We start from the raw sequence: 25,524 nt of genomic DNA, 5'->3' as shown, positions 1-25,524 counted from the left end.
GACTTTTACATCATTCCAAAGGCTCCGCAATTGCGGAGCCATTTTTTCATTTATAATAAAAAGTTAGGGGTCAAAACGGTTTCGGCACCCGTCTAATCTTTGAAGGGAGTTGCATTAGCGCATGGAAACGGCGAATAGGGAAGCATGGCAGGCGACTGCCGATGAACATGCAGTACTCGAAGATCTGACTGGTTATTCAAATAAACTTAAGGGTGAGAACATTTTTCAAATCACCCGTTCCAGCAGGTTGGCAGAAAGCGAAGAATAATTCACCTGGCGACAGTCTGCCTTCAAAATGTGTTTAACCCAAGCACAGAGGGTAAAGGTATAGCATAGAACAACCGATCAGAAAAGGAGGAATTCAGATGGCACAAGCCAAATGGGCAAAACTCGGTGCGGCCGCATTTCTTTCTGTCGGTATGCTGGCTGCCTGTGGTGATGCAGAAAACGAACAGAATAACGACGAAGATATCGATGTAACGCCGGAAGAAGGCGAAGAAGAAATTATTCCGGAAGAAGAGCCGAAAGAAGGCGAAGAAGACGAAGAAGAGGAAGACTGAACAAGCCAACCGCAAAATGCGGTTGGTTTTTTACTTTTTAAACGCAGGTGCGGCGGGTATGGATTAAATAAGTATGTTTTATAAACAAAAGCCGGAACTGGAGGAGGGATTCAGATTTCATTCGAATGGATCAGTACATTAAGTAACTTGTTTATCATATTGAATATAGTGCTGGCGTTTTTCATCTTGTTTTTTGAACGCAAAACAGCTTCTTCCGCATGGGCCTGGATCCTGATCCTCTTTTTCATCCCGATTCTGGGCTTCATCCTTTACCTGTTATTCGGAAAACCGTTGCGGAGAGATCGGCTGAAACGGCCGGCTGCCTACGAAAATGATGATTTTGAAGCGATGGTGGACCAGCAGCTGAAAGAAATAAAATCAGGGGAATCAGCAATTTCTTCACCTGTCGCCAAGGAAATGAAAGATATTGTCCAGATGAATATGGTCCGGACGGAAGCCCCATTGTCGACTGCCACGGATATTATCATTTATAACGACGGAGCAAACAAATTTGAAGCTTTATTCAATGACATAAGGCAGGCGCAAAATCATATCCACTTGCAGTATTTCATTATGAAAGACGATGATATCGGCAAGCGGCTGCTGGCTTTATTGACGGAAAAAGCACAGCAGGGAGTAAAAGTCCTGTTCCTCTATGATGACCTGGGATCCAGAAGTCTGCCGAAAGATTTCTTCGAGGATTTGAATAGAGCCGGCGGAAGGGCAACAGCGTTTCTGCCCGCGATTTTGTCGAGCATCAATCCAAGGCTGAACCACCGGAATCACCGAAAGTTGGTGGTGGTGGACGGAAAGGTCGGTTATATCGGCGGCTTTAATGTGGGCGATGAATATATAGGCAGGAAAAAAGAGTTCGGCTACTGGCGGGACACGCATCTCCGCGTCGAAGGGGAGATTGTCCATTCGCTGCAAAACCGCTTTTTCATCGACTGGAATCAGGCGGCCGCCAAATACCCGATGAAGTACGCCGAAAATTATTTTCCGAAGCTGGACAATAAAGAAGGTGTGCCCATGCAGATTGTTGCAAGCGGTCCACTGGAAACGCATGAAGACATTAAAAATGGATTTTTGAAGATGATTCATCATGCGCGCGAATCGATCTATCTGCAGACGCCTTATTTTATTCCGGATAAATCCATAATGGACGCGCTGAAGACGGCGTCTCTCGGAGGAGTCGATGTTCAAATCATGATTCCGCACATGGCAGACCATATGTTTGTGCATTCGGCGACACTGTCTTTCGTGCGGGAGCTGCTGCCGGACGGGGTGAAAGTGTACAGCTACAAGAATGGATTTCTGCATGCGAAGACGCTGATTGTGGACGAAAAAGCGTATACGGTCGGCTCTGCGAATATGGATATCCGCAGTTTCGCATTGAATTTCGAATTGAACGCGTTCGTCTACGGCGTGGAAGCGAGCCGCAATATGGCGGACACCTTCTTCCAGGACAAGAAGCTGTCAGTCGAATTAACGGAAGAGACTTTCAAGAATCAAACTTGGCTTGAGAAAGGGAAACAGGACATTGCGAAGCTGGTTTCGCCGATTTTATAATCAGAAAAACGGAGAAAAGATGGAAATAGCGGCCTGGAGAATTCCGGGCCGCTATTTTAGGAAGTGTTTTCTGACGGTTATGCGCGCAAATAGCAGGTTTATGCTCAACTTAATAATTATCAGGCTTTCATGGTGTTATTCGTGCATCCGAAAGACGCCGAAAAAATCCCCGCCGCTCTTCAATCGAGCAACGGGGATTTTTTCAGTTAATGCCGATCAGATTCTTCTCGACAAAACCTTTTGTCGATGGCTGCTGCATGCCCGGCTGGCGATAGGTATCGAGCATATCGCAAGGGCGTCCGACAAAATCGATGCGCCCATCTTTTAAACGGACGATGCGGTCGGCGAGAATATGGGCATCTTTTTCATCGTGTGTAACAAAAATCGATGTGATATTCGCTTTTTTCAGGATATCGCGCAGATCTTCGCGGATTTTACCTTGAAGTTCCGCGTCGAGGTTGCTGAACGGTTCATCCAGCAGGATAAGGTGAGGATTCGGTGCAACGGCGCGCGCAATGGCGACACGCTGCTGTTGGCCGCCGCTCAATTGATGCGGGTAGCGTTTTCCGAAATCCTGTAATTCCACTAGCTCCAAGACTTCCTGAAGGCGTTTTTTCTTCTCTGCTTTTTTCATTCGGAACAAGCCGAACAGGATGTTCTCGGCAACGGTCAGATGAGGGAAAAGTGCGTAATCCTGGAATACCATGCCGATGCCGCGTTTTTCAGGCTGCAGGAAGGTTTTATTGTCAAAAAGTACTTCATCCTGGATGACGAGCCGCCCCTTTTCAGGTTTTTCGAGGCCCGCCAATAAGCGCAGCACCGTGCTTTTGCCGCTGCCGCTGCGTCCGAGGATGGAGATGACTTCCCCTTTTTCAATCTTCAGTGTGAAATTATCCAGTGCTTTGGTTTCTGCATTTGAGTACGAAAAACAGACATCTTCGATCGCCACAAACATGCTAATCCAACTCCCTTTCAAGGAACTTATAAAAGAAAACAATGGCCAGGGCACTAATACCGACAATCAGCAAGGAAGCCTGTGAAGCTTCCATGATTTTTTCATCACTTGCGTATTGAAAAGCTTTGGTGGAAAGTGTATCGAAATTGAACGGACGCAAAATCAGCGTCAACGGGATTTCTTTCAAAACATCGATGAATACCAGGATAAAGCCGCTGATAATGGCGCCTTTCATCATCGGCATATCGACTTTGAAGAATGTTTTCGTGACGCCGAGGCCGAGGGTGCGGGAAGCGTCCCGGAAATTGGTGCCGATTTTATCGTAACCTGTTTCAATGGAATTATAGCCGATGGCAAAGAACCGGATAATATACGCTGTCACCAGCAGCACGATGCTGACGCTCAGGACAAGCGTCGTGCTGAAGCCTGCCCATACGTAAACCGGTGCCAGGAAGCGGTCCAGCCCAATAAAGGCGGTGACCACTGCGACGGCGATGACGGCACCGGGTATCGAATAGCCAAGAACCGTCAAACGCGGCAGCAATTTGCCGAGGCGGCCGCGCACCATACGGGCGAAATTGCCGACAATCAGTGCGAAAATGATGATCAAGCTCGCGCTGAGTCCGGCAACGAAAACGGAATTTTTCACGTAACTCATAAATTCACCCATCGGAATGGTGCCGAAGGTGAGGACGGTCCAGTCAATCAATTGAGCGACCGGTATGAAAAAGGCCAGTGACAGGATGATGAAGCCGTATCCTGTCGCGGCGGCCGCTTTCCAGCCTGATAGTGTAATCAGCGGAAGCGGGCGGACCTTTGTAGTTGAATAACTGTATTGGCGCCGGCCCCGGAGAAGTTTCTCGATCATCAGGATCAAAATGACAAAGCCCATCAGCGATGCGGCGAGTTTGATCGATGATTCGATATCACCGAGTCCGAACCAGGTTTGAAAAATAGCGGTTGTAAAAGTCTGAACACCATAATATTTTACCACACCATAGTCATTCAATACTTCCAGAACGACCAGGCTGGCTCCCGCAATGATGGAAATCCGCGAAATCGGCAGCACGACCTGAAAGAAAGTCTTCCATGGCCCTTTGCCGAGGATGCGTGTGCTCTCAATCAACGAAGCGGATTGCTGGGACAGATAAACTTGCGTAATTGAATACACATAAGGAAACAGGAACATCGTGTAAATGAAAATCGCACCCGGCAGATTCATGATATCGAAAAACGCGGGATTAAGGGTGACACCAAACGTATCGCGCAATGTCGTTTGAATGATTCCCGTATGGCTCAGCATGCCGTGATAGGTGTAGGCACCGATGAACGGCGGAATGGAAAGCGGCAGGATCAGCGCCCATTTCAGGAACCGGCGCATCGGGAAATCATATTGCGCAATCAGCCATGCCAGACTCAAACCGATCATGATGGTGAAAAAGGCCGTTGCGGCAGTCAGGATCAACGAGTTTTTTACAAAGCCCCATAGCACAAATTCTTTCATGTGCTCCCAATTTTCGTTGGAAGGGGTGAACAGACCGGATACAATCGTCAGGTTCGGCAGGAACAGCAGGATGATGATGATCACCGCGCCGACTGTCCAGGCATTTATATTTGCGAATCTGTGTTGCACGTTTCTGGCACCTCTTTCCAATCGCAAGAAATCCCCTGCTGCAATTGTAGTTGCAGCAAGGGCTTGCGCTTTTCTTTAATGGATAAGAAAATCAAATTATTAAAAGTTTGAAGTTTCTTTGTATGAGTCTATTCGTGTCCAGACTCCAACGGCCAGCTCCTCGAGTCGTAAGCCACTTTGGCTGCATGGCTGAAAAGACGCCATTTCGCCAAATCGCGAAAAACCTTACTGCTCCTGCATCGCTTCGCTAGCTTCGTCGCAAAGAGATGTCCAAATTACATTTGGACCATCTCTTGCTTATCGGAGCTGAACGGCCGTTTCCGCTTTTCTTTATTTCCAGCCGACTTCATTGAAGATCAGGATGGCTTTAGAATTGTTGTCGCCAAGAACGGATAACGGGATATCCTGTTCTTTGAAATCACCCCATGATGCCAATAATTCGCTCGGTTCAACATTTGGGTTGACCGGATACTCATAGTTAGCGGAAGCGAAAGTCTCCTGAGCTTCCGGAGCGGATAGGAATTCAAGCAGCTTCACTGCATTATCCTTGTTTTTCGCTGCTTTGACAACACCAGCGCCGCTGACATTGACGTGTGTGCCGGTTGTGTCCTGGTTCGGGAAGAAGACACCAAGGCCTTCTGCAACTTTCACTTCTTCAGGATCTTCGGAATTCAGCATCTGGCCGAAGTAATACGTGTTCATGATTGCCACATCGCCAATACCTGCAGCAATGGCTTTCGCCTGGTCGCGGTCTCCGCCTTCAGGGTCACGCGCAAAGTTATTGACCATGCCGGCTGCCCATTCTTTAGCTTGTTCTTCACCGTTGATTTCGATGAACGAAGCCAACAGGGATTGATTATAAACGTTTTCAGAGCTGCGGATCAGCACGCGGCCGTTCCATTGCTCTTCAGTCAAAGCTTCATAAGTGGAAAGATCTTCAGGTTTTACTGTTTCTTTATCATACAGGATGACACGTGCACGTTTCGTCAGGCCATACCACATCTGGTCGCTGTCCTGGAAGTTTTCAGGAACTTGCTCATCCAACAGGTCGCTTGAAACCGGCTGCAGCAATTCATCTGTTTTTGCGCGGTGCAGACGGCCGGCGTCAGCTGTCAGGAACAGGTCTGCCTGTGTCGCGTCGCCTTCGCGTTTGATGCGCTCAAGCAATTCATCGGCTTCGCCTTTGATGACATTCACTTTGATGCCTGTTTCTTCTTCGAATTTTGCGTATAATTCATCGTCGACGTCGTAATGACGTGCTGTATAAAGATTAACTTCCTTGCTGTCTGTTGCCTCAGTAGCAGTTTTGCTGTCTGTTTCCTCTTCTTTCGCCTGGCCGCCACATGCAGCAAGGATCAGAGCTGATAATGCAATGACAAGAAATAAAAGCTTTTTCATGAATAATTTCTCTCCTTTTATTTTAAATGAAAATGATTCTCAATATCAATTGTAGTGATGTGAAACTAAAAGTCAATGCCTAAATCATAAAATTTTAATATTATATAAAAAATAATAAACCATCTTCTTATTACCGACATATGTGATGGAAAAAAATAGATGCTATACTTTTTGTACATGAAACGAAATTTGAAACAGAAGGGGAATCACAATGAACTTGAAGGATTATATGCAACTGGATGCAGTCGGAATGGCCGCTTCCTTGAAGAATAAAGAAGTGAGTGCTGCGGAATTGCTGGAACTCAGCTTTAAACGGCTGGAGCAGGTGGAGCCGGCGCTGAATGCTTTCACCGCAACACGCAGGGAGCTGGCGGAACAATCGCTGGATGGGCTGGCCGACGGAGGGTTTTCCGGCGTCCCGATGGCTTTGAAAAATATTTCACAGGCGTTGAAAGGGGAAGGGCTGACGGCCGGCTCGAAATTACTGAAAGAAATGAAAGCTGCCCAGGATTCCCATTTAACGGCGAAACTCAGAAGTGCCGGTTTTACGTTTGTGGGACATACGAATACACCGGAATTCGGATTGAAAAATATCAGCGAACCGGAACTTTATGGTCCGAGCCGTAACCCGTGGAATCCGGATCATTCCCCGGGCGGGTCAAGCGGCGGCTCAGCTGCCGCGGTCGCTTCCGGTATTGTGCCGATTGCCGGAGCAAGTGACGGAGGAGGGTCGATCCGCATTCCAGCTTCTTTTACAGGACTGTTCGGATTAAAGCCGACGCGCGGACGCATGCCCGTCGGACCCGGTGCGGGGCGGCAATGGCAAGGAGCATCCATCGATTTCGTGTTGACGAAATCAATCCGCGACAGTGCGGCCATGCTGGATTTATTGCAGACAGTGCAGCCGGCAGCCGCTTTTCACACGCCTTTATTTCCCGGGAAATACAGCGAAGAAATGGAAAAGGATTTTCAGCGGCCGTTAAGAATCGCTTTTTCAATCGACTCACCGGTTGGTACGCCGGTTTCGGCAGATGCGCGCCAAGCGGTAATGAAAACAGCGAAGTGGCTCGAACAGCAAGGGCATCACGTTGAAGAAAAGGGCAATGGCATCGATGGTATCGGGTTGATGCGGGATTATTACTTGATGAACAGCGGAGAAATGGCACTGCTCGTACGCAATCTGGAAAAAGGTGCGGGCCGGGAACTGACAGCCGGGGATATGGAAATCGAATCGTGGCTGCTGAGCCAGGCGGGATTGAAAGTGTCGGCTGCCGATTATTCAGCGAGTCTCGCTTCATGGGATGCGGCTGCAGCGAAGATGGCCGTGCTGCATGAAAGCTATGACTTCTATCTGACTCCCGCAACGGCCTTTCCGGCGCCGAAAGTCGGCGAACTGACGCATAGTCGGGAATCGCGCGCAGGATTGCTCAGCAGTTGGGAACAGGCTTCGACGATGGCGGCTCAGCAGCAGATCATCTACGATATGTTCCTGCCGAGCCTGACTTATACGCCGTATACGCAACTTGCCAATTTAACAGGCCAGCCGGCGGTATCGATTCCGGTCCATGTTACGGAAAACGGTCTGCCGCTGGGTGTGCAGGTGATGGCCGGCAAAGGGCAGGAGCATCTGCTGCTGCAATTGGCGCGCCAGATTGAACAAACGGATCTATGGGAAGGAATGAAGAAGAATCCCGGCTTGAAAATTTAATGGGACTTGAGTGTGGCTTGTGGATTTTAAGGAATCGCCGATAAACCATGAAAAATCGCCGATAAAAGCAAAAAAATCGCCGATAAACCATGAAAAATCGCCGATAAACCTCCGAAAATCGCCGATAAATCCCAAAAAATCGCCGATAAACGCAAGCTGGCCTTGAATCCTTTCCATGGCTTCTTGCAGTTCAGATACAATCTGATATTTGGGCAGAAGTCCGCTTTTCAATTATCCGGTGAAACACGTATAATGAAACAGCCTAACAACCTTATTGAAGAGGTGTTTTCCATGATTCTTATTATCGATAATTACGATTCATTCACATATAATCTTGTGCATTATTTTGAACAGCTAGACCCCGAAGTGCGGGTTTTTCAGAATGCCGAAATCACGGCAGAAGAAATCGACAAACTGGCTCCGGACCTCATCGTCCTGTCGCCTGGTCCCGGCCGTCCTTCAATGGAAGGGGCCAGCCGCGAAGTGCTTGAAAAGCTGGGGTGCAAAATGCCGATTTTAGGCGTCTGCCTCGGCCATCAGGCGATTGTCGAATATTTCGGCGGTGCCATTGTCAAAGGCAGCCAGCCCGTCCATGGCAAGGTATTCGAGATGACTCACGATAGGAGAGGGTTGTTTGAAGGCATCCATTCGCCGACACAAATTACCCGCTATCATTCATTGGAAGCTCAAGCAGGGTCAATGCCGGACTGCCTGGAAATCACTGCCCAAACAAATGACGGGTCAGTGATGGCCGTCCGCCATCTTGAATTGCCCATAACCGGCATTCAGTTTCATCCCGAATCCATCATGACGCTCGATGGCTTTCAGATGTTGAAAAGCGCCTGCGAGCAAGCGAAAGCCTGGAAGTCAGCGCAGAAAGGAGATGCGGCAGATGAAGAAACCCTATCTTCTTTTTGAGTTTCAAAACGAGCAGGGAAACATTGAACCGCTCGCATTTTCAGAGCCGGTTCGGATTCTGCAAACAAGGGAGCTTTCAGAAGTTCCTTCTATTATAGAAGAAATCGATCAGGCTACAGAGCGGGGCTATTACGCCGCTGGATTTGTCTCGTACGAAGCGGCACCGGCTTTTCACCCTGAAATGAAAACCCGCGAAATCGCTTCCCTTCCATTATTATGGTTTGGGATTTATAAAAACCCTGACGTTAGGAAAGAGAGTTTATCCGATTCTGATACTTACTCAGTTGGCGACTGGAAGCTCACTGGCTCGCCAGCGCATTATAAAAATGGCATTGCCAGCATCAAAAACGCGATTGCGGAAGGCCATACTTACCAAGTCAATTACACTGAAAGGCTGCATGCGGATTTCAGTGGCAGTGATTTCGCGTTTTACCGCCAGCTGGCGCGTAATCAACAGGCAGGCTATGGTGCTTATCTCAATATCGGCGATTACAGCATCCTGTCCGCTTCACCTGAGCTTTTCTTCAAAGTGCAGAATGGCAAGCTGACAACCAAGCCGATGAAAGGCACAGCTCCAAGAGGCCGCACACTCGATGAAGACAAGATGCACATTGCCAAACTGCGGGCTTCTGAAAAAGAGCGGGCAGAGAACCTGATGATCGTGGACCTGCTTCGAAATGATATGAGCCGTCTTGCGAAGAGAGGATCGGTCAAAGTCGACAAACTGTTCGAAGTGGAAACGTATCCGACCGTCCACCAGATGACGTCGACAATCACGGCGGAGCTTACTCCGGATTTAACGATGATGGACTGGTTCAAGGCTTTATTTCCTTGCGGGTCAATCACCGGCGCACCGAAAATCAGCACGATGGAGACGATCGCGGCACTTGAGTCGACACCGCGGGAAGTATATTGCGGGGCTATCGGATACATAACGCCAGCTAAAGATGCAGTGTTCAGTGTGCCGATCCGCACAGTGGTTGTTGACAAGGAAACGAATCGCGCGCGTTACGGCGTTGGTGGGGGAGTGACTTGGGATTCGACTTCGGAAGGCGAATTCAAAGAACTGCAGACGAAAGCCGAAGTGCTGACAACGCGCAGGCCAGAGTTCGAGCTGCTTGAATCGCTGAAGCTTGAGAATAGAACGTATCCATTACACTCTTATCATATGAAGAGGATGCTCGACTCTGCCGCTTATTTTAATTTCCCAGTGGATGAAGCGGCGATAATCACAAGCCTTTCCGAACTTGCAAAGGAATTTCCGCAGGGGACCTTCAAAGTACGGTTATTGCTCAGCCGCACAGGCGAGTTCAATATGGAGGCGCAGGAAACGGCGACAATCACTGAGCCGGTGCATTGCAGTCTGGCTGACGCCGCCATCGACAGCGGGAATCCATTTCTTTATCATAAAACCACGTACCGCCAGGTTTATGAACAAGCCGCGGAAACAGTGCCGGCGGATGCTTTTTCGGTATTATTATGGAATGAAAGACAGGAACTCACGGAATTTGCGATCGGCAATCTGGCAGTCGAAAAAGATGGAGAGTTTTTCACGCCGCCCGTGAGCTGCGGATTATTGCCGGGGACTTTCCGCCAGCAGTTATTGGATGCAGGAGAAATTAAGGAAAAAGTCATCCGCAGAGATGAACTTGTAGATTATAATGCTGTTTGGTTCATCAATAGCGTCCGTGGCTGGCTGCGGGTGGAAATGATTTGAAGAAAAAATGAAGCGGCAGGTTTTTCGTCTACGAAAAGCCTGCCGCTTTTTGTTTTTGGCTAAAAGGAAGTGGAAATTTAATCAGTGGAAGGCTAGAAAAATTTCTATGGTCACTCAAACGATTCTATGATCACTCAACGTATTTCACCCACACCTATAACTCCAGCCAATCCACTAGGCGGTTTTCCTATCTCCAATAAAGTGGCAACTTCCCCTAATCTCCACATCTCTTCCTACCGGTTACCCAGTCGCATGGAACTAAATTCCGTAAGTAACATTGCATTTAGATAAAACATTTTTCGATAATTTAAAATAATGGTTGAAATAATTTCCGTACGCTTTATAATAAAGTTTATGGAAGGGTTTACATTCTTTTCTTTCAAACGAAATTACCTTCACGATTTCGCGAGGTAAACGCATTATTAACTGAATAGCACCACGGAATTTATTTCCGTAATATATGTTGGCACTGGAAAATTCAACACACACCATCAAGCCGACGGCAGAAAGCGGGGGTTCGATTATCAATCAATCACTTTTTGATCTGACAGGAAAAACCGCGGTGATCACCGGCGGCAACCGGGGGCTCGGGAAAGAAATTTCACTGGGATTGGCGAGAGCAGGAGCGGATATCGTCGTTGTTGCAAGAACCATCGATGAAGCGGTGCTGGATGAAATTCGAAAACTCGGCGTGAAAGCGGCAAAAGTCGAATTCGACTTGCTGAATTTTGAACAGTACGGCGAGTTGCTGGAGCGCTGCAAGGAATTGACTGGCAGCATCGACATCCTCATCAACAATGCCGGTGTTCAAAAGCGGCATGATTCAACCGATTTCCCTAAGCAGGACTGGGATTTTGTAATGGACGTCAACGCCAATGCGGCATTCTTCATGTGCCAGACATTCGGGGCGCATATGCTGGAAAACGGCAGAGGCAAGATTATCAATCTGGCTTCGCTGCTTTCTTACCAGGGCGGCCTTCGGGTTCCTGCTTACGCGGCGAGCAAAGGAGCCGTGATCCAGTTTACGAAATCGCTGGCCAATGAATGGGCGCATCGCGGCGTCAACGTCAATGCCATCGCTCCGGGCTATATGGATACGGAGATGAATACGGCATTGCTGGCTGACGAAACGCGCAACCGCCAAATCCTTGAACGCATTCCGGCGGGACGCTGGGGCAAACCTGAGGATATGCAAGGGGCAGCCATTTTTCTGGCTTCCGCTGCTTCCGATTATCTCCACGGCATCACCATTCCGGTGGACGGGGGCTGGCTCGGAAGATAAATCACTAAAACAGCAAAAAAATAATAAAATACTTCTTGAAATGGACAGCGGCATACGATAAAGTTTGACGGGCGCCGAATGTTTTCTGAAGTGGAAAGAAAGGGGTTACAAGCATGAAATTAGCAATGATAGGCGTCGGCAAGATGGGCTACAACCTGGCGTTGAACATGATGGACAATGGCCATCAGGTAGTGGCGCACGATGCAAACAGTGAGCAAGTCGACAAAATCGCGGCTGATGGCGCGATTGGCGCATATTCACTCGAAGAAGTCGTTCAGCAATTAGAAAAACCCCGCGTTTTGATGATGCTGGTGCCGCACGGCGAGATTACGGAAAATGTCATTGCGACATTAAAACCGCTTCTTGACGAAGGCGACATCATCATCGATGGAGGCAACTCCAATTATAAAGAATCGGTGAGACTGGGTGAAAGCCTGAAAGAAAAAGGCATCCACTTCATGGATTGCGGAACAAGCGGCGGTGTTTCCGGCGCGCGTGAAGGAATCTGCACAATGATCGGCGGCGACCCTGAAGCATTTAAAATCATCGAACCGGTCATCAAGAGCGTTTCTGTCGAAAACGGTTATTTCTATACCGGCGAACTCGGCAGCGGACATTTCCTTAAGATGATCCATAACGGCATCGAGTACGGCATGATGCAGGCGATGGCTGAAGGCTTCGATATCCTCGAGAAGAGCGAGTACGATTATGACCTGGAAGGCGTGGCGAAAGTCTGGAACAACGGTTCCGTCATCCGCTCATGGCTGATGGAATTGGTCGAAAGCGCATTTTCGAAAGATCCGAAACTGGAAGAGATCCGCGGCGTCATGAACTCTTCGGGTGAAGGGAAATGGACGGTTGAAACCGCACTTGACCTTCAGGTGCCGGCACCGGTCATCACCATGTCACTGCTGATGCGCTACCGTTCACAGGAAGACGATACCTTCACCGGTAAAGTCGTAGCAGCGCTCCGCAATGAATTCGGCGGCCACGCAGTCGTCAAAAAATAGTTCAGTTACACACGCTTCACCACATAAAATCTTTTACAAATTTTACACCAAATAAAACATGAAAAAGGGGAGACTGACATGAAAAAGATTTTTTCTTTATTCGTATTGGCAATGATGGTATTGGTTCTTGCAGCATGCGGAGGCGGAAACGACGAAGCATCTGAAGGTTCGGCAAGCGAAGGCGAAGGATCAGGCGAAACAAAAACAATCCGCGCTGGTATCGGCCTTAACGATTCACACCCGCAATACCTGGCATTATTGGAATGGAAAAAAATTGTTGAAGAGAAAACTGACGGCGCGATCAAAGTTGAAACTTACCACAGCAGCCAATTGGGCGATGACCGCGCAATGACTGAAGCGTTGCAGCTTGGTTCACAGGAAGTAACAATTCCTTCAACGGCACCAATCGCTAACTTTGTACCTGAATACAGCGTATTCGATTTCCCGTTCCTGTTCCCGAACGAGCAAGTAGCGGATAAAGTATTGGACGGCGAAGTCGGACAGAAATTTCTTGATAAATTGGAAGACCAGAACCTTGTCGGCCTTGCTTACTGGGAAAATGGATTCCGTGATGTAACGAACAGCGAACGCGCAATCGAATCTGCAAGTGATTTCGAAGGCTTGAAATTGCGTACAATGGAAAACGATCTGCACCTTGACGCTTTCAAAGCACTTGGAGCTAACCCGACGCCAATGGCATTCGGTGAATTGTTTACAGCAATGCAGCAAGGTACTGTCGATGGACAGGAAAACCCGATCCCGACAATCTACCTGCAAGGTTTCTACGAAGTACAGGATTACGTTTCTACAACACACCATATCTACAGCCCATTCGTATTCTTGATGAGCAAGGAATTCTTTGATGGCTTGACTGAAGAGCAGCAGACAATCGTAACAGAAGCGGCTGTTGAAGCGGGTAAAATGAACCGTGAACTTAACCGTGAAGCTGTTGCGGAATATGCTGACGAATTGAAAGCTGAAGGCATGAACTACAACGAAGTATCTCCTGAAGCCCGTGCGGAAATGGTGAAAATCGTTCAGCCGGTCCTTGATGAGTACGCAGAAAAAATCGGTAAAGAAACTGTTCAGGAAGTCTACGACGCTGTCGCAGAAGCTGAAGCAGAATTGGCAGAATAATAAATAGGCAGCGGCTTTGAGGAGGAATATTTCCTCAAAGCCGTTTTCTTGCTTTTCTGGAAATGGAATTTACATCTTTCTACTCCCCTTGTAGACAAATAAAATTTTATTGATGAAGGAGACCGACATGAAAATCATACATTGGTTAGACCGGCATATCGAAGAAGTGCTATTGGTGCTTTTTACCACGATCATGGTAGCGGTCATTTTCCTGCAAGTGGTCATGAGACAACTCGACAGCTCTTTGTCCTGGACTGAAGAATTGGCGCGCTACAGCTTTATCTGGCTGGTCTATATCGGCATCAGCTACGGCGTCAAAAAAGACCGTCACATCAAAGTGGATGTCCTGCTATTGGTACTTAAAAACAAAGGCAAAATCATTCTGACGATCATCGCTAATCTGCTGTTCATCGCTTTCGCCATCTTCGTGATCCGCTATGGCTACGACATAGCGAGCCAGCTGCTGGCATTCGGCCAGAAATCTCCGGCCAACCAGATTCCGATGGGGCTCATCTACCTGGCGACACCGGTCGGCATGGGCTTGACGCTGATCCGTCTGGTGCAGAACCTTGTGAAACACATCAAAGCGTTAAAGCATGAAATGAACCAGGATAAGCAAATCGAAAAACTAGGGTAGGTCCCGGAATGAAACATCTAGGAGGTTTATAGAATGACTATTGCAGTGTTATTTGGCAGCTTTGCGCTTTTGCTGATCCTGACGGTGCCAATCGGTATCGCCATCGGCTTATCAACACTTATCACAATTATGTATACAGGCAGTCTGCCGGTCGAATTCCTCGCGAAGGAATTGATCACATCTGTCGATTCGTTCCCGTTAATGGCGGTTCCGTTCTTCATCCTTGCCGGTGAAATCATGGGCAAGGGCGGTATTTCCGAACGCCTCTTCAATGTAGCGAACGCGCTGGTCGGCAACAGAACCGGCGGCTTCGCCATTGCGACAATCATCACATGTATGTTCTTTGCAGCCATATCCGGTTCCGGTCCCGCAACAGTTGCGGCAATCGGCGGAATCATGATTCCGGCAATGGTGCGCCAGGGTTATGACATCAAATTCGCAACGGCTACTGTAGCAGCAGCCGGATCGATCGGTGTCATCATCCCGCCGAGTATCCCGATGGTCATCTACGGGGTAACCGGCAGCGTTTCTATCGGCGATCTTTTCATCGCCGGTATCGTTCCCGGGATCCTTGTAGGTCTGTCTATGATTGCATGGGCATACTTCTATTCGAAGAGAAAAGGCTATAAAGGCCTTGAAGAAAAGACTTCATTCAAAAAAATCGGTGTCGCTTTCTGGGAAGCGAAATGGGCATTGCTCATTCCGATCATCATCCTCGGCGGTATTTACGGCGGTTATTTCACACCGACAGAAGCCGCTGTCATTGCAGTCGTCTACGGTTTATTCGCAGCGATGATCCTTTACCGCGCATTGAAAATCCGTGATTTGCCGAAAGTCATCATCGATTCCGCGCTGACGACAGCGACTGTGCTGATCATCGTCGGAACGGCGAACGCTTTCGGACGTCTTTTGACAATCGAGCAGGTGCCAAACCAGATTGCTGAGGCGATGCTGTCAATTTCCACGAACCAGTACGTCATCATCCTGCTGATCATGCTATTGTTGCTGGTCGTCGGCATGTTCATGGATACACTTGCCGCCATCATCATCCTGACGCCGATCTTGCTTCCGATTGCAGTCCAGATCGGTTATGATCCGGTCCATTTCGGTATCCTGATGGTCGTCAACCTGGCAATCGGTTTCTTCACGCCACCGGTCGGAGTCAACTTATTCGTCGCATCCGGTATTTCCGGCGTATCGATCGAAGCGCTGTCCCGCGCCGTGTTGCCATTCGTCCTTTCAATGATCATCACATTATTATTCCTGACATTCGTTCCGGCTATCACGATGTTCTTCATTCCGGAGTAATGAAACCGGGAATTACGTTAGAGAAGGTTGTGTCTTAAATGGAGAAATCAGAAGTGTTTACATTTGGCGAAACGATGGTGCTGTTCCAGCCTGAGCAGATGCTGCCGCTGGAATACATCCATCAGTTTCCAAAGAAAATCGGGGGAGCGGAATCAAATGTCGCGATCGGCCTTACGAGACTTGGCCATTCCGTCACTTGGTTCAGCAAACTCGGCAACGACCCATTCGGGCGTTTTGTAGTGAAAAGCATACGCGGGGAAGGCGTCGACGTTTCATCCTGTCTGCAGACGGATGAAGCGCCGACTGGCCTCCTGTTCAAGGAACAATTATCGCCGGAAGACATGAACGTCTATTATTACCGGAAGGGGTCTGCAGCCAGTCTGATGCAGCCGGAAGAACTGGATGCCGGCGCGATTGCGGCGGCACGCATTCTCCATATCAGCGGTATCACGCCGGCGCTAAGCGATTCGGCACGCGCCACTGTTATGGAAGCAATCGAGATCGCGAAACGCAATGGCACGAAAATCGTTTTTGACCCGAATCTGCGCTTGAAATTGTGGAGCGCTGAAGAGGCGAAGAAAACGTTCAACGAAATTGCCGCAAACGCCGATGTCATCCTCCCTGGACTCGATGAAGGCCAGCTGATGACCGGTGAAACAGACGTCGAAGCAGTGGCGGAGACGCTCGCTGATGGTGACAATGAAAAAATTGTGGTCATCAAGCTTGGTGATAAAGGCGCTTACCTGCACGCGGGTGAGCAGAAAACTTACATTGAAGGCTTTCCAGTAGACCGCATCGTCGACCCTGTCGGCGCCGGAGACGGCTTCGCCGCAGGTGTCATCAGCGGCTTGCTGCGCGAACAGCCGCTGGAACAAACGGTCCGCCGCGCCAATGCAATCGGTGCAATGGTCGTCGGTGTGAGCGGAGACATCGAGGGGCTGCCGACATTCGAGGCAGTCGAACGCTTCATGAAACCAGCCGGGGCCAACCGCGACGTAAAACGTTAAACCGAGGAGGAAGCAGCCATGAAAAAATGGGAAAACCTTATTCGCCTGAAAGAATCAGGACTCATCGCAGTCATCCGTAAACCCAAACAATCACAGATCCACCAAATCGCGGAAGCGCTTGTCGAAGGCGGCACCGGTGCCCTTGAAATCACATTGGACACGCCCGGTGCACTCGGCATGATCCGCGACCTGAAAGAGAAATTCGGCGACCGCGTTCTTGTCGGCGCTGGAACCGTCCTCGACGCGCCATCTGCCAAAATGGCCATCGATGCCGGGTCGGACTTCATCTTCTGCCCGAGCTTCGATATCGAAACCATCCAGATGGCGAACCGCTACGGGCGCATCTCCATTCCGGGTGTCATGACGCCGACTGAAATCGTCAACGCTTATTCCGCAGGCGCCGACCTGTTGAAAATCTTCCCGGGTGCCGCACTCGGTGAAGCCTATATCAAAGATCTGCAAGGGCCACTTGGCCACATTCCGATGATGCCGACCGGCGGCGTTTCTTTGGACAACGTCGAAACCTTCATCCGGAATGGCGCCGTGGCAGTCGGAGCTGGCGGCTCTTTAGTCGACAGTAAAGCGATCGCGGAAGAACGCTACGAAGTATTGACGGACCTGTCCCGCCAATTTATCGGGAAAATTAAAAACGCCAGAAGCTAAAGCGCTGAAACTGGCGTTTTTTTAGCATTGGTTGGAAATAAGGCTGACGTTAGGTGGGGGAATAGCGGGTGGAAGGGTGATGAATCGGCGAACGCCGATATATCTCGCTGAGCGCCGATATAATTTTTTGAACGCCGATATAAATCGCTGAACGCCGATATAATTTCCTGAGCGCCGATATAATCTCCCGAACGCGCATATCCGTTAACTCATCGGAAGAAGTCGCTAAGAAACCGGCGCAAAAAGCTGATTATGAGTAGTTTCAGGTTTTATTTCCATCAAAATCTCTGCAAAAACCAAAACCAAAAGACGAACGGATGCTTTTCGCACGCGAAAAGCGAAAAACCGGACATAAAGATCATAAAAAAAGAAACGAGGGTTTTATTGTGAAAATCACGAAGCTGGAAACATTTATCGTTCCGCCGAGATGGCTGTTCCTGAAAATCGAAACCGACGAAGGCATTGTGGGCTGGGGAGAGCCGGTCGTTGAAGGCCGCGCCGCTACAGTCGAAGCTGCTGTCCATGAGCTTGGCGATTACCTGATCGGCAAAGACCCGCGCCGCATCGAAGATTTGTGGCAGATGATGTACCGTTCAGGCTTTTACCGCGGAGGTCCGATTTTGATGAGCGCGATTGCCGGAATCGACCAGGCGCTGTGGGATATCAAAGGGAAATACCACAACGCACCGATTTCAGAATTGATGGGCGGGGCCGTCCGCGATTCAGTCCGTGTCTACTCATGGATCGGCGGGGACCGTCCGAACGATGTCGGCACGGCAGCCAAAGAAGCTGTTGCAGCAGGGTTCAGCGCTGTGAAGATGAATGGTACGGAAGAGCTGCAATACATCGACTCCTACGAAAAAGTCGACCAGGCGGTTGAACGCATCGCGGCAGTCCGTGACGCGGTCGGCAAATATGTCGGCATCGGCATCGATTTCCACGGCCGTGTACATAAACCGATGGCGAAAATCCTCGTCAAAGAACTCGAGCAATTCCGCCCGATGTTCATCGAAGAGCCGGTCCTGCCGGAAAACAATGAAGCCCTGCGTGAAATCGCGCACATCACCAATATTCCGATTGCGACAGGTGAGCGCATGTTCTCGAAATGGGATTTCAAGAAAATCCTGTCGGACGGCTACGTCGACATCATCCAGCCGGATTTGTCGCACGCAGGCGGAATCACGGAATGCAAGAAGATCTTCGCAATGGCGGAAGCTTATGATGTGGCGGTTGCGCCGCATTGCCCGCTCGGTCCGATCGCGTTAGCATCATGCCTGCAGGTCGACGCTACGTCGCATAACGTCTTCATCCAGGAACAGAGCCTCGGCATCCATTACAACCAGGGCAGCGATCTGCTCGATTACCTGAACGACAAAACGGTCTTCGAATACAAAGACGGTTATGTCGACATGCTGCAAAACGCAGGCCTCGGCATTTCCATCAATGAAGACTTTGTCCGCGAACAGGCGAAAATCGGCCATAACTGGAAAAACCCGGTATGGCGCCATAAAGACGGCTCCATTGCTGAGTGGTAAAAAGAACAACTTATTTAAGTTGTCAGCATTTGCAAATCGCTTCGGCGCTTAGGACAAGACTTTCAGAATAAGCCGAGAAGACCACTCGTCTTATTGTTTCGTCCAGTCCGGAGGCGCGACGGCGTTGAGAGAAATCTCTAGAGATATGGAGCAAAATAACGAAGACTCCCAGGGGAAAAGAAACGGAGTTGGTTTCCAACTCCGTTTCGAGCGAAGTGCTGAGATCCACTCGGGCGAAGGTTACTGAGTCCGAGTTAGCTCAGCTCAAGCCCCCAGGAAAGCGAAGTTATTTTGCGGAATATCGGTTATTATAATTTATTATTTATACATTCAACAAAAGGAGAGAACCCCATGAGCCCATTCAAAGTGGTCGTCACCGACTACGAATACAGCACATTCGCACCGGAAGAAGCCGTTCTGGACAAGCTCGGCATCAAACTGACTTTCGAACAATGCAAAACGGAAGACGACGTCATCGCCGCCTGCAAAGACGCCGATGCACTGATCAACCAATACGCGCCAATCTCGCGCAAAGTCATCGAACAGCTTGATAACTGCAAAGTCATTTCACGTTACGGGGTCGGCTTCAACACGATTGACGTTGACGCAGCGACTGAAAAAGGCATCATCGTCGGGAACGTCACTGACTATTGTCTAGATGAAGTTTCAAACCACGCGATGGCATTGCTGCTGTCGCTGGCGCGCAAAGTGACGCTCCTCAATAACTCGGTGAAAAACGGTGTCTGGGATTTTAAAGTCGCTGTGCCGATTTATCGCCTGCAAGGGAAGACGCTCGGCCTTGTCGGTTTCGGCAACATCCCGCAGACCGTAGCGAGAAAAGCGAAGGCATTCGATCTGAACGTCATCGCCTACGACCCATTCGTGGCACCGGAAGTCGCTGCCGCGCAAAACGTCGAACTCGTGACGCTCGAAGAACTCTGCGGACGTTCGGATTACCTTTCTGTCCATGTGCCGCTCAATGCGCATACGGAAAAGATGATAAGCACGAAAGAATTCGCTATGATGAAAAAAGAAGCATTTATCATCAACACGGCGCGCGGGCCAATCATCGATGAACAGGCACTGATCGAAGCGCTGCAGGCAGGAACGATTGCCGGCGCCGGCCTTGATGTGCTTGAAACAGAGCCGATTGCCGCCGACAACCCGCTTCTGGCAATGGACAATGTCATTCTGAACCCGCATTCCGCTTTTTATTCTGTTGAAGCGGAAACGGAACTCAAGCGCAAGACGGCTGAAAACGTGGCCGACGTGCTGTCGGGTTATTATCCGACCTATCTCGTCAATAAAGCCGTGAAAGAGAAAGTGAAATTGGAAGACAAGCTGTAACCAATAAAGGAGGAATTTTCATGGAGAAAAGCGTATCGAAAGACATCACCGTCAATATTTCAGACAAGACGACCATCGTCGAAGTCAGCAAAGCGACACAGAAATACCAATCGGAGATTTATTTGAAGAAATCAGTCAACGGCACGCCTTACGAAATCAACTTGAAAAGTTTCCTTGGACTGATCACGCTGCAATTGCGCAATGGGGACGAACTCAATATCCGTACTGTCGGTGAAGATGCGGAAGAAGCGATGGCAGACGTCGTTTCCTATTTGAGCCAAGGCTAAGGAGGCGTTTCGGATGACAGAGAATCAGGACCTTTATAAAAAAGCCGCTGCTGAACAGGCGGTGGAATACGTGGAAGACGGCATGGTGCTTGGACTGGGTTCCGGCACGACCGTCTACTGGCTGCTGAAGCGTCTCGGAGAACTGGTCGATCAGGGACTCAATATTAAAGGCATCCCCTCATCACTCCGGACAGCAGGCTGGGCGAAGGAATTCGGCATTCCGCTGACCGATTTCTCGGAAGTCGAAACACTCGATCTGGCGATTGACGGAGCGGATGAAATCGATCCGGCTTTTCAGCTCACCAAAGGCGGCGGCGGTTCGCTCGTCCGTGAGAAGCTCGTCAACGCGCATGCCAAGCAAGTCATCATCATCGCGGACCAGTCAAAAATGGTCGACCGGCTCGGGAAATTCCCGTTGCCGGTCGAAGTGCTGCAATTTGCGTGGCAGCGCACGGCCGACAAAATCGAGGCGCTTGGTGCCAAGCCAGTGCTGCGGGAGCGGGACGGCGAAGTGTTCGTGTCGAACAACGGCAACTACATTCTCGACTGCGCTTTTGAGTCGATTGAAGACCCGCGCGCCCTTCACAACCAACTTAAACTGCTGCTCGGTGTCGTCGAAACAGGCCTGTTCATCGATATGACCGACAAAGTCATTCTGGCGGGGCCGGATGGTGCGCAGGTAATCAATAAAAATTAATGCCACTGAACAATAAAAGAACGTCCGCAAAAGTCTCAGGACATTTGCGGACGTTCTTTTTTTAATTTGCTTCACGCTTTGGTTTCGGAAATCTTAATTTTGCAGAAGACAAAGAGAGCGCCGGCGATTGAAAATGCGATAAAGGCGAAAGGGAAAGAAGTTCCGTCAATCAGCAGCCCGGCGATGACCGAACCGATCGACTGCCCGATGCCCAAAGAGAAGAAGGCGATGCTGACGCCGATGAAAGGCGAATCGGGGAATTGGCGGGTACCCCAAACGATGATTAATCCGGTCATGAAAATGAATGAGATGCCAAAGAGTACAGCTGACAGGTAGATGCTGGCCTGATAAGGGAGTGTCAGGACGAAAAGGGAAGCTGATAAAGTCAGCATCCCTAAGCGATAAGACTTGGCCAGTCCCAGTTTGCTGATTGTGGCACCGGCGATTCCACCGAGTATGCCGGCGGCTCCCATGATGATCCAGAACACAGCGCTTTCTGCCGTGGTGTTATCGTGTACCATGGTCACGTAACTTCTTGAAAATGTCCAGTAGATGGAGGAGGCCAAGCCGATGCCAATAGAAGCAATGATGAGAAAACGAGCGTCCATCAATAACTTCTTCCCGAATTTGAGACGGGCTGGAGCGGCGGAATCCTCTGTTTTATTCGTTAAAGCAGCCGCATTCCACCAAACCGAACCAAAAGCGAGGACCGCAAACAGGACATATCCCCATCTCCATTGTTCGGAAAAAAGCAAAACTGCAGGACCGGTCAGGACAATACCGACGCTGGTGCCGGTGTTGATCCATGTATTCCCTTTATCCTGAAGATCGGGAGTCAAGGATTGAACCACGATTTGGCTGAAGGCTGGTGAAATCCAGCCGCTGCCAAGACCCGCAATGAATGCGCTGAGAAGCAATATGATGAAATTGGGTGAAGCCGCCATTCCAAGCATGCCGAGGATGGCAGTGACACCTGATAACAGGACGATATGCCGTGCTCCGGATTTGGAGATGAAGATCGAGGCTGTGATTAAAGCCGCGGTATAGGCTAAATAGGCAGCGGACCCCACATAGCCGGCTTGGCTTTCTGACAGATTCAAGTCTGAACTGATATTCGGCAGGAAGAGACCGAAGCTGTATCTGGCAAATGCGTATGTAACGCCGATCATGGATATGCCAGGCAAGACAATTTTCCACATAACAATCAACTCCTATTTTTATATAGAACGGTCACTCTATAAATGAGGTAAAAAAAGTAAGCTGTCAACTTACTTCAATACAGTCGACAAATGACTTCAAAACACCTTCCACTTCTTTGATATCGGTGGTCTCAGCCAGTGAAGTCGTACCTTCAAACAACAGCGATAATTTCAAAGCCTCGCTTCTGTCCAATCCGTATGCCTGTATAAAGCGGATCGTATTTTCTTTATGGGAATTCACACTGGTGACAATCGGATGGTCGGAATCGCTGCTGAATTCCTCTTTCGCCCGCAGGAACATACAGCCGTTCGAAGCTGTGTCTTTCAGCCATGCCAGATGGGCAGAAGCAAGCTTTTCCTGCACAGTACCTGTCTCCTCGGTGATGACTTTCCGCAGCACATCAAAATAGGCCTGTTCTCTTCTATTGAGGATTTCTAAAATCAATTCTTCTTTAGAAGCGAAATGGTTGTAGAGGGTCATAAGCGCAACCCCTGCTTCCTGTACAATCGCCTTCAAGCCAATGGCATGAAAGCCGTGGGTATAGAAAAGCCGTTCTGCGGCTACCAGTAAATCTTCTCTTTTAGAACTCATAGAATCGGCCTCCTCTAGTTTTTAGATATAACGGTCACTCTAAAATTAACACGTATTAATGTAGAATACAATTCAAAGCAGCTGAGGAAGAAAATCGTAAAAATCGAAATTCGTTTTTAATCAATTCATTAAAAGATAAAAGAAGGGAAATTATTTTACATAAAACGGTAATTTTCCTGTAGACTTGAAATAGACAGTTAATTCATGAAGAAAATAATGTTTGTGGGAAAAAGGGGTGCTGATATGCAGATTGCTAAATGGTCGCCGATTCTGATGCTTCTTTTCTGCTCGGCCTGTTCTTCAGCCGTCATTGAAGAAGCGGAAAATTTGCGGATGGATTATTGGGAAACAGAAGGTTCGGAAGAGCTGGCTGAACAAGAATACCTGGACGGGAGCAACGGGCTCGCAATCTTCACAGAAGCAGTCAATTCTGCAGAGGAGATGGAAGAAGGCAGCATCATTACCACAAGACCTGTGCTCACGATGGAGTTCATGATGGAAGATGAAGAAAACCGGACTTACCATCTATGGGTCACTGAAGATGGTGAAGGTTATCTGCAGAGCTTGCATCCGCATAAAAACGCAACGTTCCGGATGGATGAAGAATCTGCACAGGAAATAAAAGATTTTATTGAAGCGAAAGGCGATGTAGAAGTGGTGCAGGGGACAGTCGAGTTTGAGCAGTGAGGGCTTCGCCGTATACATCCAAAGAAACGGGAGAGGTGTAATGGATTTTATGATGGAAATTATACTGATAGGCGTTGTCTTGATCATTTCAAGCACCACTGAAAAGAAACTGGATTCGCTCGGCGAACAGAATAAACGGGTAATTGAACTGCTGGAAGAAATAAGGGATAAGAAGTAAGAGTCGGCAATTGGTAAAGATGAGCTGATGACACCGAAACAGAAAGGAAGGCCAAAAGCGAAACATCTTCGCTTTTGGCCTTCCTTTTTCGCTTTAAATCATTCTTCGTTTTCAAGCTTTTCTATCAGTTCTTTCATTTTGGCAATTTCTTCACGCTGTGTTTTGATGATCGTATCTGCAAGTTCTCTGACCTCAGGATCTGATATGTCGGCACGTTCACTAGTCAGGATAGCAATGGAATGGTGCGGAATCATCGCTTTCATCCAACCCTCATCTTCAATCAGCACCTGGCTGCGGACCAGCCAAAGTGACAGTGCGAACACCACAGCGCTGCCGGCTAAAATGATGGAATTTACTTTCTTGTTCTTATACATCGGCCACATGAATAGCAGCATGACTATGGCCATGACGGAACCCATGATCAATGCCATGTAGATTCGGGTTTCACTGTATGTGACATGTTCGAACTGGAACACATTCAAAAACATCAGCCAATACATTAGAAAAGTCGAAGTTAAAATCATGATTCCGAATTTTAAATAACTGTTCATAAAACCTTCTCCTTTCGTCATAGTTTATGTGATTGTCCACCGGAAAAGTCCGTTCACTATTTGTATACCATTTAGACGTATGAATAAACTCCATAGAAAGTGCACAATTAAGCCGGTAGAACATTTTAAAGATAAAACGGAAAAACCACCGATCCGATTAAGAATCAGTGGTTCTTCCATAGCATTCAATATTCGTTAATTCGCTGAAAGCTCGTCTTCAGTCACCCATTTATGGTTGGTCACCTTATCATTGCCAGTCGTCGTGTTGAAGTCGATCATATAGACGGTAGTTTGCTCAGCGGAATCGATCGTGGCTGTAACCCCATCCATTCCCTTCATATGATCTGCAGCAAGAACAGCTTCATCTCCGGGTTCCAGCGGTTCCTCCCCGGCATTTTCAAGTTCTTCATGAATTACCCATTTATGATTGGAAACCGGTTCGCCGCCATTGGCCGGGGTATAAGTGACAGCATAAACGGTCGTATCGTAAGCGCCGACAATCGTAGCTTCAGCACCTTTCATCCCTTCCATATGATCGGAGTTGATGACGGCCTGGCTGCCGACTTCGTATAACGGATTTTCGGCTTCTTCCAATCCAGCCGGCAGTTCCCCGGAACCGGAATGCTCCATCTCCATGTGTCCGGAATCATGGTTCATGCTGTCCTCGTTTACAGGATCCATGTCCATGTTTTCGTTTGGCATATCGTTTCCTGTGTTGCATGCGCTTAACGTCAATGCTGCCAATAAAGACAAAAATCCCATCGTCCATCTATTTTTATGCATATAAATCCCTCTTTCCATGTTTTTCTGTTCTCACTTTACCCAAAAAGAATGCACAATGTGTGCAGGAACCATGACATTTCAAGGACAATGAAATTATCGGTGGCAACGGGGAGTTTCAAAGAAAGTTTTTGACTATAGAAGAAACTGCACAAAAACTTGAAACTTT

General features: G+C 48.7%; 26 protein-coding genes. 19 read left to right on the top strand and 7 right to left on the bottom strand.

Features of this window, described 5'->3' with window-relative positions:
• Positions 1-121: 121 nt before the first annotated feature.
• The 3 genes from D2910_RS16855 (at position 122) to cls (ending at position 2,129) form a co-directional block, all read left to right on the top strand.
• The gene (locus tag D2910_RS16855; RefSeq protein WP_165850147.1) at positions 122-268 is read left to right on the top strand and encodes a hypothetical protein; all 147 of its coding nucleotides are present in this window, start codon (positions 122-124) and stop codon (positions 266-268) included.
• A gap of 97 nt (positions 269-365) precedes the next feature.
• A complete protein-coding gene (locus tag D2910_RS16850) occupies positions 366-560 on the top strand; it encodes a hypothetical protein (RefSeq protein WP_084243744.1) in 195 nt (64 codons plus the stop codon).
• Between the two features lie 108 nt (positions 561-668).
• Complete coding sequence (cls, locus tag D2910_RS06645) at positions 669-2,129, top strand: cardiolipin synthase (protein ID WP_338088687.1); 1,461 nt, start codon at positions 669-671, stop codon at positions 2,127-2,129.
• 202 nt (positions 2,130-2,331) lie between these two features.
• Here the strand turns inward: cls and D2910_RS06640 are convergent, their stop codons facing one another.
• From D2910_RS06640 to D2910_RS06630, 3 genes are all read right to left on the bottom strand, one after another.
• A complete protein-coding gene (locus D2910_RS06640; RefSeq protein ID WP_117312832.1) occupies positions 2,332-3,084 on the bottom strand; it encodes an ABC transporter ATP-binding protein in 753 nt (250 codons plus the stop codon).
• Between the two features lies 1 nt (position 3,085).
• The gene (locus D2910_RS06635; protein WP_117312831.1) at positions 3,086-4,717 is read right to left on the bottom strand and encodes an ABC transporter permease; all 1,632 of its coding nucleotides are present in this window, start codon (positions 4,715-4,717) and stop codon (positions 3,086-3,088) included.
• Positions 4,718-5,047: 330 nt separating this feature from the next.
• Positions 5,048-6,115 carry a Fe(3+) ABC transporter substrate-binding protein gene (locus D2910_RS06630; RefSeq protein ID WP_084243747.1) on the bottom strand — a complete coding sequence of 356 codons (1,068 nt, stop codon included), beginning with the start codon at positions 6,113-6,115 and terminating at the stop codon, positions 5,048-5,050.
• A gap of 211 nt (positions 6,116-6,326) precedes the next feature.
• Between D2910_RS06630 and D2910_RS06625 the strand changes: the two genes are divergently transcribed.
• The 14 genes from D2910_RS06625 to rpiA all read left to right on the top strand — a co-directional run bounded on the left by D2910_RS06625 (position 6,327) and on the right by rpiA (position 21,368).
• A complete protein-coding gene (locus D2910_RS06625; RefSeq protein ID WP_101801257.1) occupies positions 6,327-7,823 on the top strand; it encodes an amidase in 1,497 nt (498 codons plus the stop codon).
• Between the two features lie 291 nt (positions 7,824-8,114).
• The gene (locus D2910_RS06615) at positions 8,115-8,741 is read left to right on the top strand and encodes an anthranilate synthase component II (RefSeq protein WP_117312829.1); all 627 of its coding nucleotides are present in this window, start codon (positions 8,115-8,117) and stop codon (positions 8,739-8,741) included.
• Positions 8,716-10,458 carry an aminodeoxychorismate synthase component I gene (gene pabB / locus D2910_RS06610; protein WP_117312828.1) on the top strand — a complete coding sequence of 581 codons (1,743 nt, stop codon included), beginning with the start codon at positions 8,716-8,718 and terminating at the stop codon, positions 10,456-10,458. The genes D2910_RS06615 and pabB overlap by 26 nt, the downstream gene beginning before the upstream one ends.
• 523 nt (positions 10,459-10,981) lie before the next feature.
• Positions 10,982-11,740, top strand: coding sequence for a 2-dehydro-3-deoxy-D-gluconate 5-dehydrogenase KduD (gene kduD / locus D2910_RS06605; protein ID WP_084243751.1), 759 nt, complete (start codon positions 10,982-10,984; stop codon positions 11,738-11,740).
• 113 nt (positions 11,741-11,853) lie between these two features.
• Positions 11,854-12,750 carry a phosphogluconate dehydrogenase (NAD(+)-dependent, decarboxylating) gene (gene gnd / locus D2910_RS06600; RefSeq protein ID WP_084243752.1) on the top strand — a complete coding sequence of 299 codons (897 nt, stop codon included), beginning with the start codon at positions 11,854-11,856 and terminating at the stop codon, positions 12,748-12,750.
• Positions 12,751-12,828: 78 nt separating this feature from the next.
• Positions 12,829-13,887: a TRAP transporter substrate-binding protein gene (locus tag D2910_RS06595; protein WP_084243753.1), complete on the top strand. Its 1,059-nt coding sequence runs from the start codon at positions 12,829-12,831 to the stop codon at positions 13,885-13,887.
• A gap of 127 nt (positions 13,888-14,014) precedes the next feature.
• A complete protein-coding gene (locus D2910_RS06590) occupies positions 14,015-14,524 on the top strand; it encodes a TRAP transporter small permease (RefSeq protein WP_084243754.1) in 510 nt (169 codons plus the stop codon).
• 33 nt (positions 14,525-14,557) lie between these two features.
• Positions 14,558-15,832 carry a TRAP transporter large permease gene (locus D2910_RS06585; protein WP_117312826.1) on the top strand — a complete coding sequence of 425 codons (1,275 nt, stop codon included), beginning with the start codon at positions 14,558-14,560 and terminating at the stop codon, positions 15,830-15,832.
• 38 nt (positions 15,833-15,870) lie between these two features.
• Positions 15,871-16,839, top strand: coding sequence for a sugar kinase (locus tag D2910_RS06580; RefSeq protein ID WP_117312825.1), 969 nt, complete (start codon positions 15,871-15,873; stop codon positions 16,837-16,839).
• 18 nt (positions 16,840-16,857) lie between these two features.
• Positions 16,858-17,502, top strand: coding sequence for a bifunctional 4-hydroxy-2-oxoglutarate aldolase/2-dehydro-3-deoxy-phosphogluconate aldolase (locus D2910_RS06575; protein WP_117312824.1), 645 nt, complete (start codon positions 16,858-16,860; stop codon positions 17,500-17,502).
• 386 nt (positions 17,503-17,888) lie between these two features.
• Positions 17,889-19,037, top strand: a complete 1,149-nt coding sequence (dgoD, locus tag D2910_RS06570; RefSeq protein WP_101801266.1) for a galactonate dehydratase — start codon at positions 17,889-17,891, stop codon at positions 19,035-19,037.
• Positions 19,038-19,388: 351 nt separating this feature from the next.
• Positions 19,389-20,384, top strand: coding sequence for a C-terminal binding protein (locus tag D2910_RS06565; RefSeq protein ID WP_117312823.1), 996 nt, complete (start codon positions 19,389-19,391; stop codon positions 20,382-20,384).
• Between the two features lie 20 nt (positions 20,385-20,404).
• A complete protein-coding gene (locus D2910_RS06560) occupies positions 20,405-20,671 on the top strand; it encodes an HPr family phosphocarrier protein (protein ID WP_084243760.1) in 267 nt (88 codons plus the stop codon).
• A 13-nt stretch (positions 20,672-20,684) separates the two neighbouring features.
• Positions 20,685-21,368 carry a ribose-5-phosphate isomerase RpiA gene (gene rpiA / locus D2910_RS06555; protein WP_117312822.1) on the top strand — a complete coding sequence of 228 codons (684 nt, stop codon included), beginning with the start codon at positions 20,685-20,687 and terminating at the stop codon, positions 21,366-21,368.
• A gap of 71 nt (positions 21,369-21,439) precedes the next feature.
• On the opposite strand, the gene D2910_RS06550 is transcribed toward rpiA, so the two are convergent.
• Together D2910_RS06550 and D2910_RS06545 are read right to left on the bottom strand one after the other, a co-directional pair.
• Positions 21,440-22,567: an MFS transporter gene (locus D2910_RS06550; RefSeq protein WP_117312821.1), complete on the bottom strand. Its 1,128-nt coding sequence runs from the start codon at positions 22,565-22,567 to the stop codon at positions 21,440-21,442.
• Between the two features lie 64 nt (positions 22,568-22,631).
• Positions 22,632-23,159, bottom strand: a complete 528-nt coding sequence (locus tag D2910_RS06545) for a TetR/AcrR family transcriptional regulator (RefSeq protein ID WP_117312820.1) — start codon at positions 23,157-23,159, stop codon at positions 22,632-22,634.
• A 243-nt stretch (positions 23,160-23,402) separates the two neighbouring features.
• Between D2910_RS06545 and D2910_RS06540 the strand changes: the two genes are divergently transcribed.
• Both D2910_RS06540 and D2910_RS16845 read left to right on the top strand, forming a co-directional pair.
• Positions 23,403-23,846, top strand: coding sequence for a YhfM domain-containing protein (locus D2910_RS06540; protein ID WP_117312819.1), 444 nt, complete (start codon positions 23,403-23,405; stop codon positions 23,844-23,846).
• A 40-nt stretch (positions 23,847-23,886) separates the two neighbouring features.
• Positions 23,887-24,024, top strand: coding sequence for a hypothetical protein (locus D2910_RS16845; protein ID WP_165850146.1), 138 nt, complete (start codon positions 23,887-23,889; stop codon positions 24,022-24,024).
• A gap of 98 nt (positions 24,025-24,122) precedes the next feature.
• On the opposite strand, the gene D2910_RS06535 is transcribed toward D2910_RS16845, so the two are convergent.
• Together D2910_RS06535 and D2910_RS06530 are read right to left on the bottom strand one after the other, a co-directional pair.
• Positions 24,123-24,575: a DUF305 domain-containing protein gene (locus D2910_RS06535; protein WP_117312818.1), complete on the bottom strand. Its 453-nt coding sequence runs from the start codon at positions 24,573-24,575 to the stop codon at positions 24,123-24,125.
• Positions 24,576-24,770: 195 nt separating this feature from the next.
• Positions 24,771-25,358 carry a YdhK family protein gene (locus tag D2910_RS06530; protein ID WP_117312817.1) on the bottom strand — a complete coding sequence of 196 codons (588 nt, stop codon included), beginning with the start codon at positions 25,356-25,358 and terminating at the stop codon, positions 24,771-24,773.
• Positions 25,359-25,524: the final 166 nt, after the last annotated feature.

This window comes from Planomicrobium okeanokoites, assembly GCF_003428875.1.
Taxonomy (GTDB): Bacteria; Bacillota; Bacilli; order Bacillales_A; family Planococcaceae; genus Planococcus; species Planococcus okeanokoites.
This window is presented reverse-complemented; position numbering and strand designations above follow the sequence as displayed.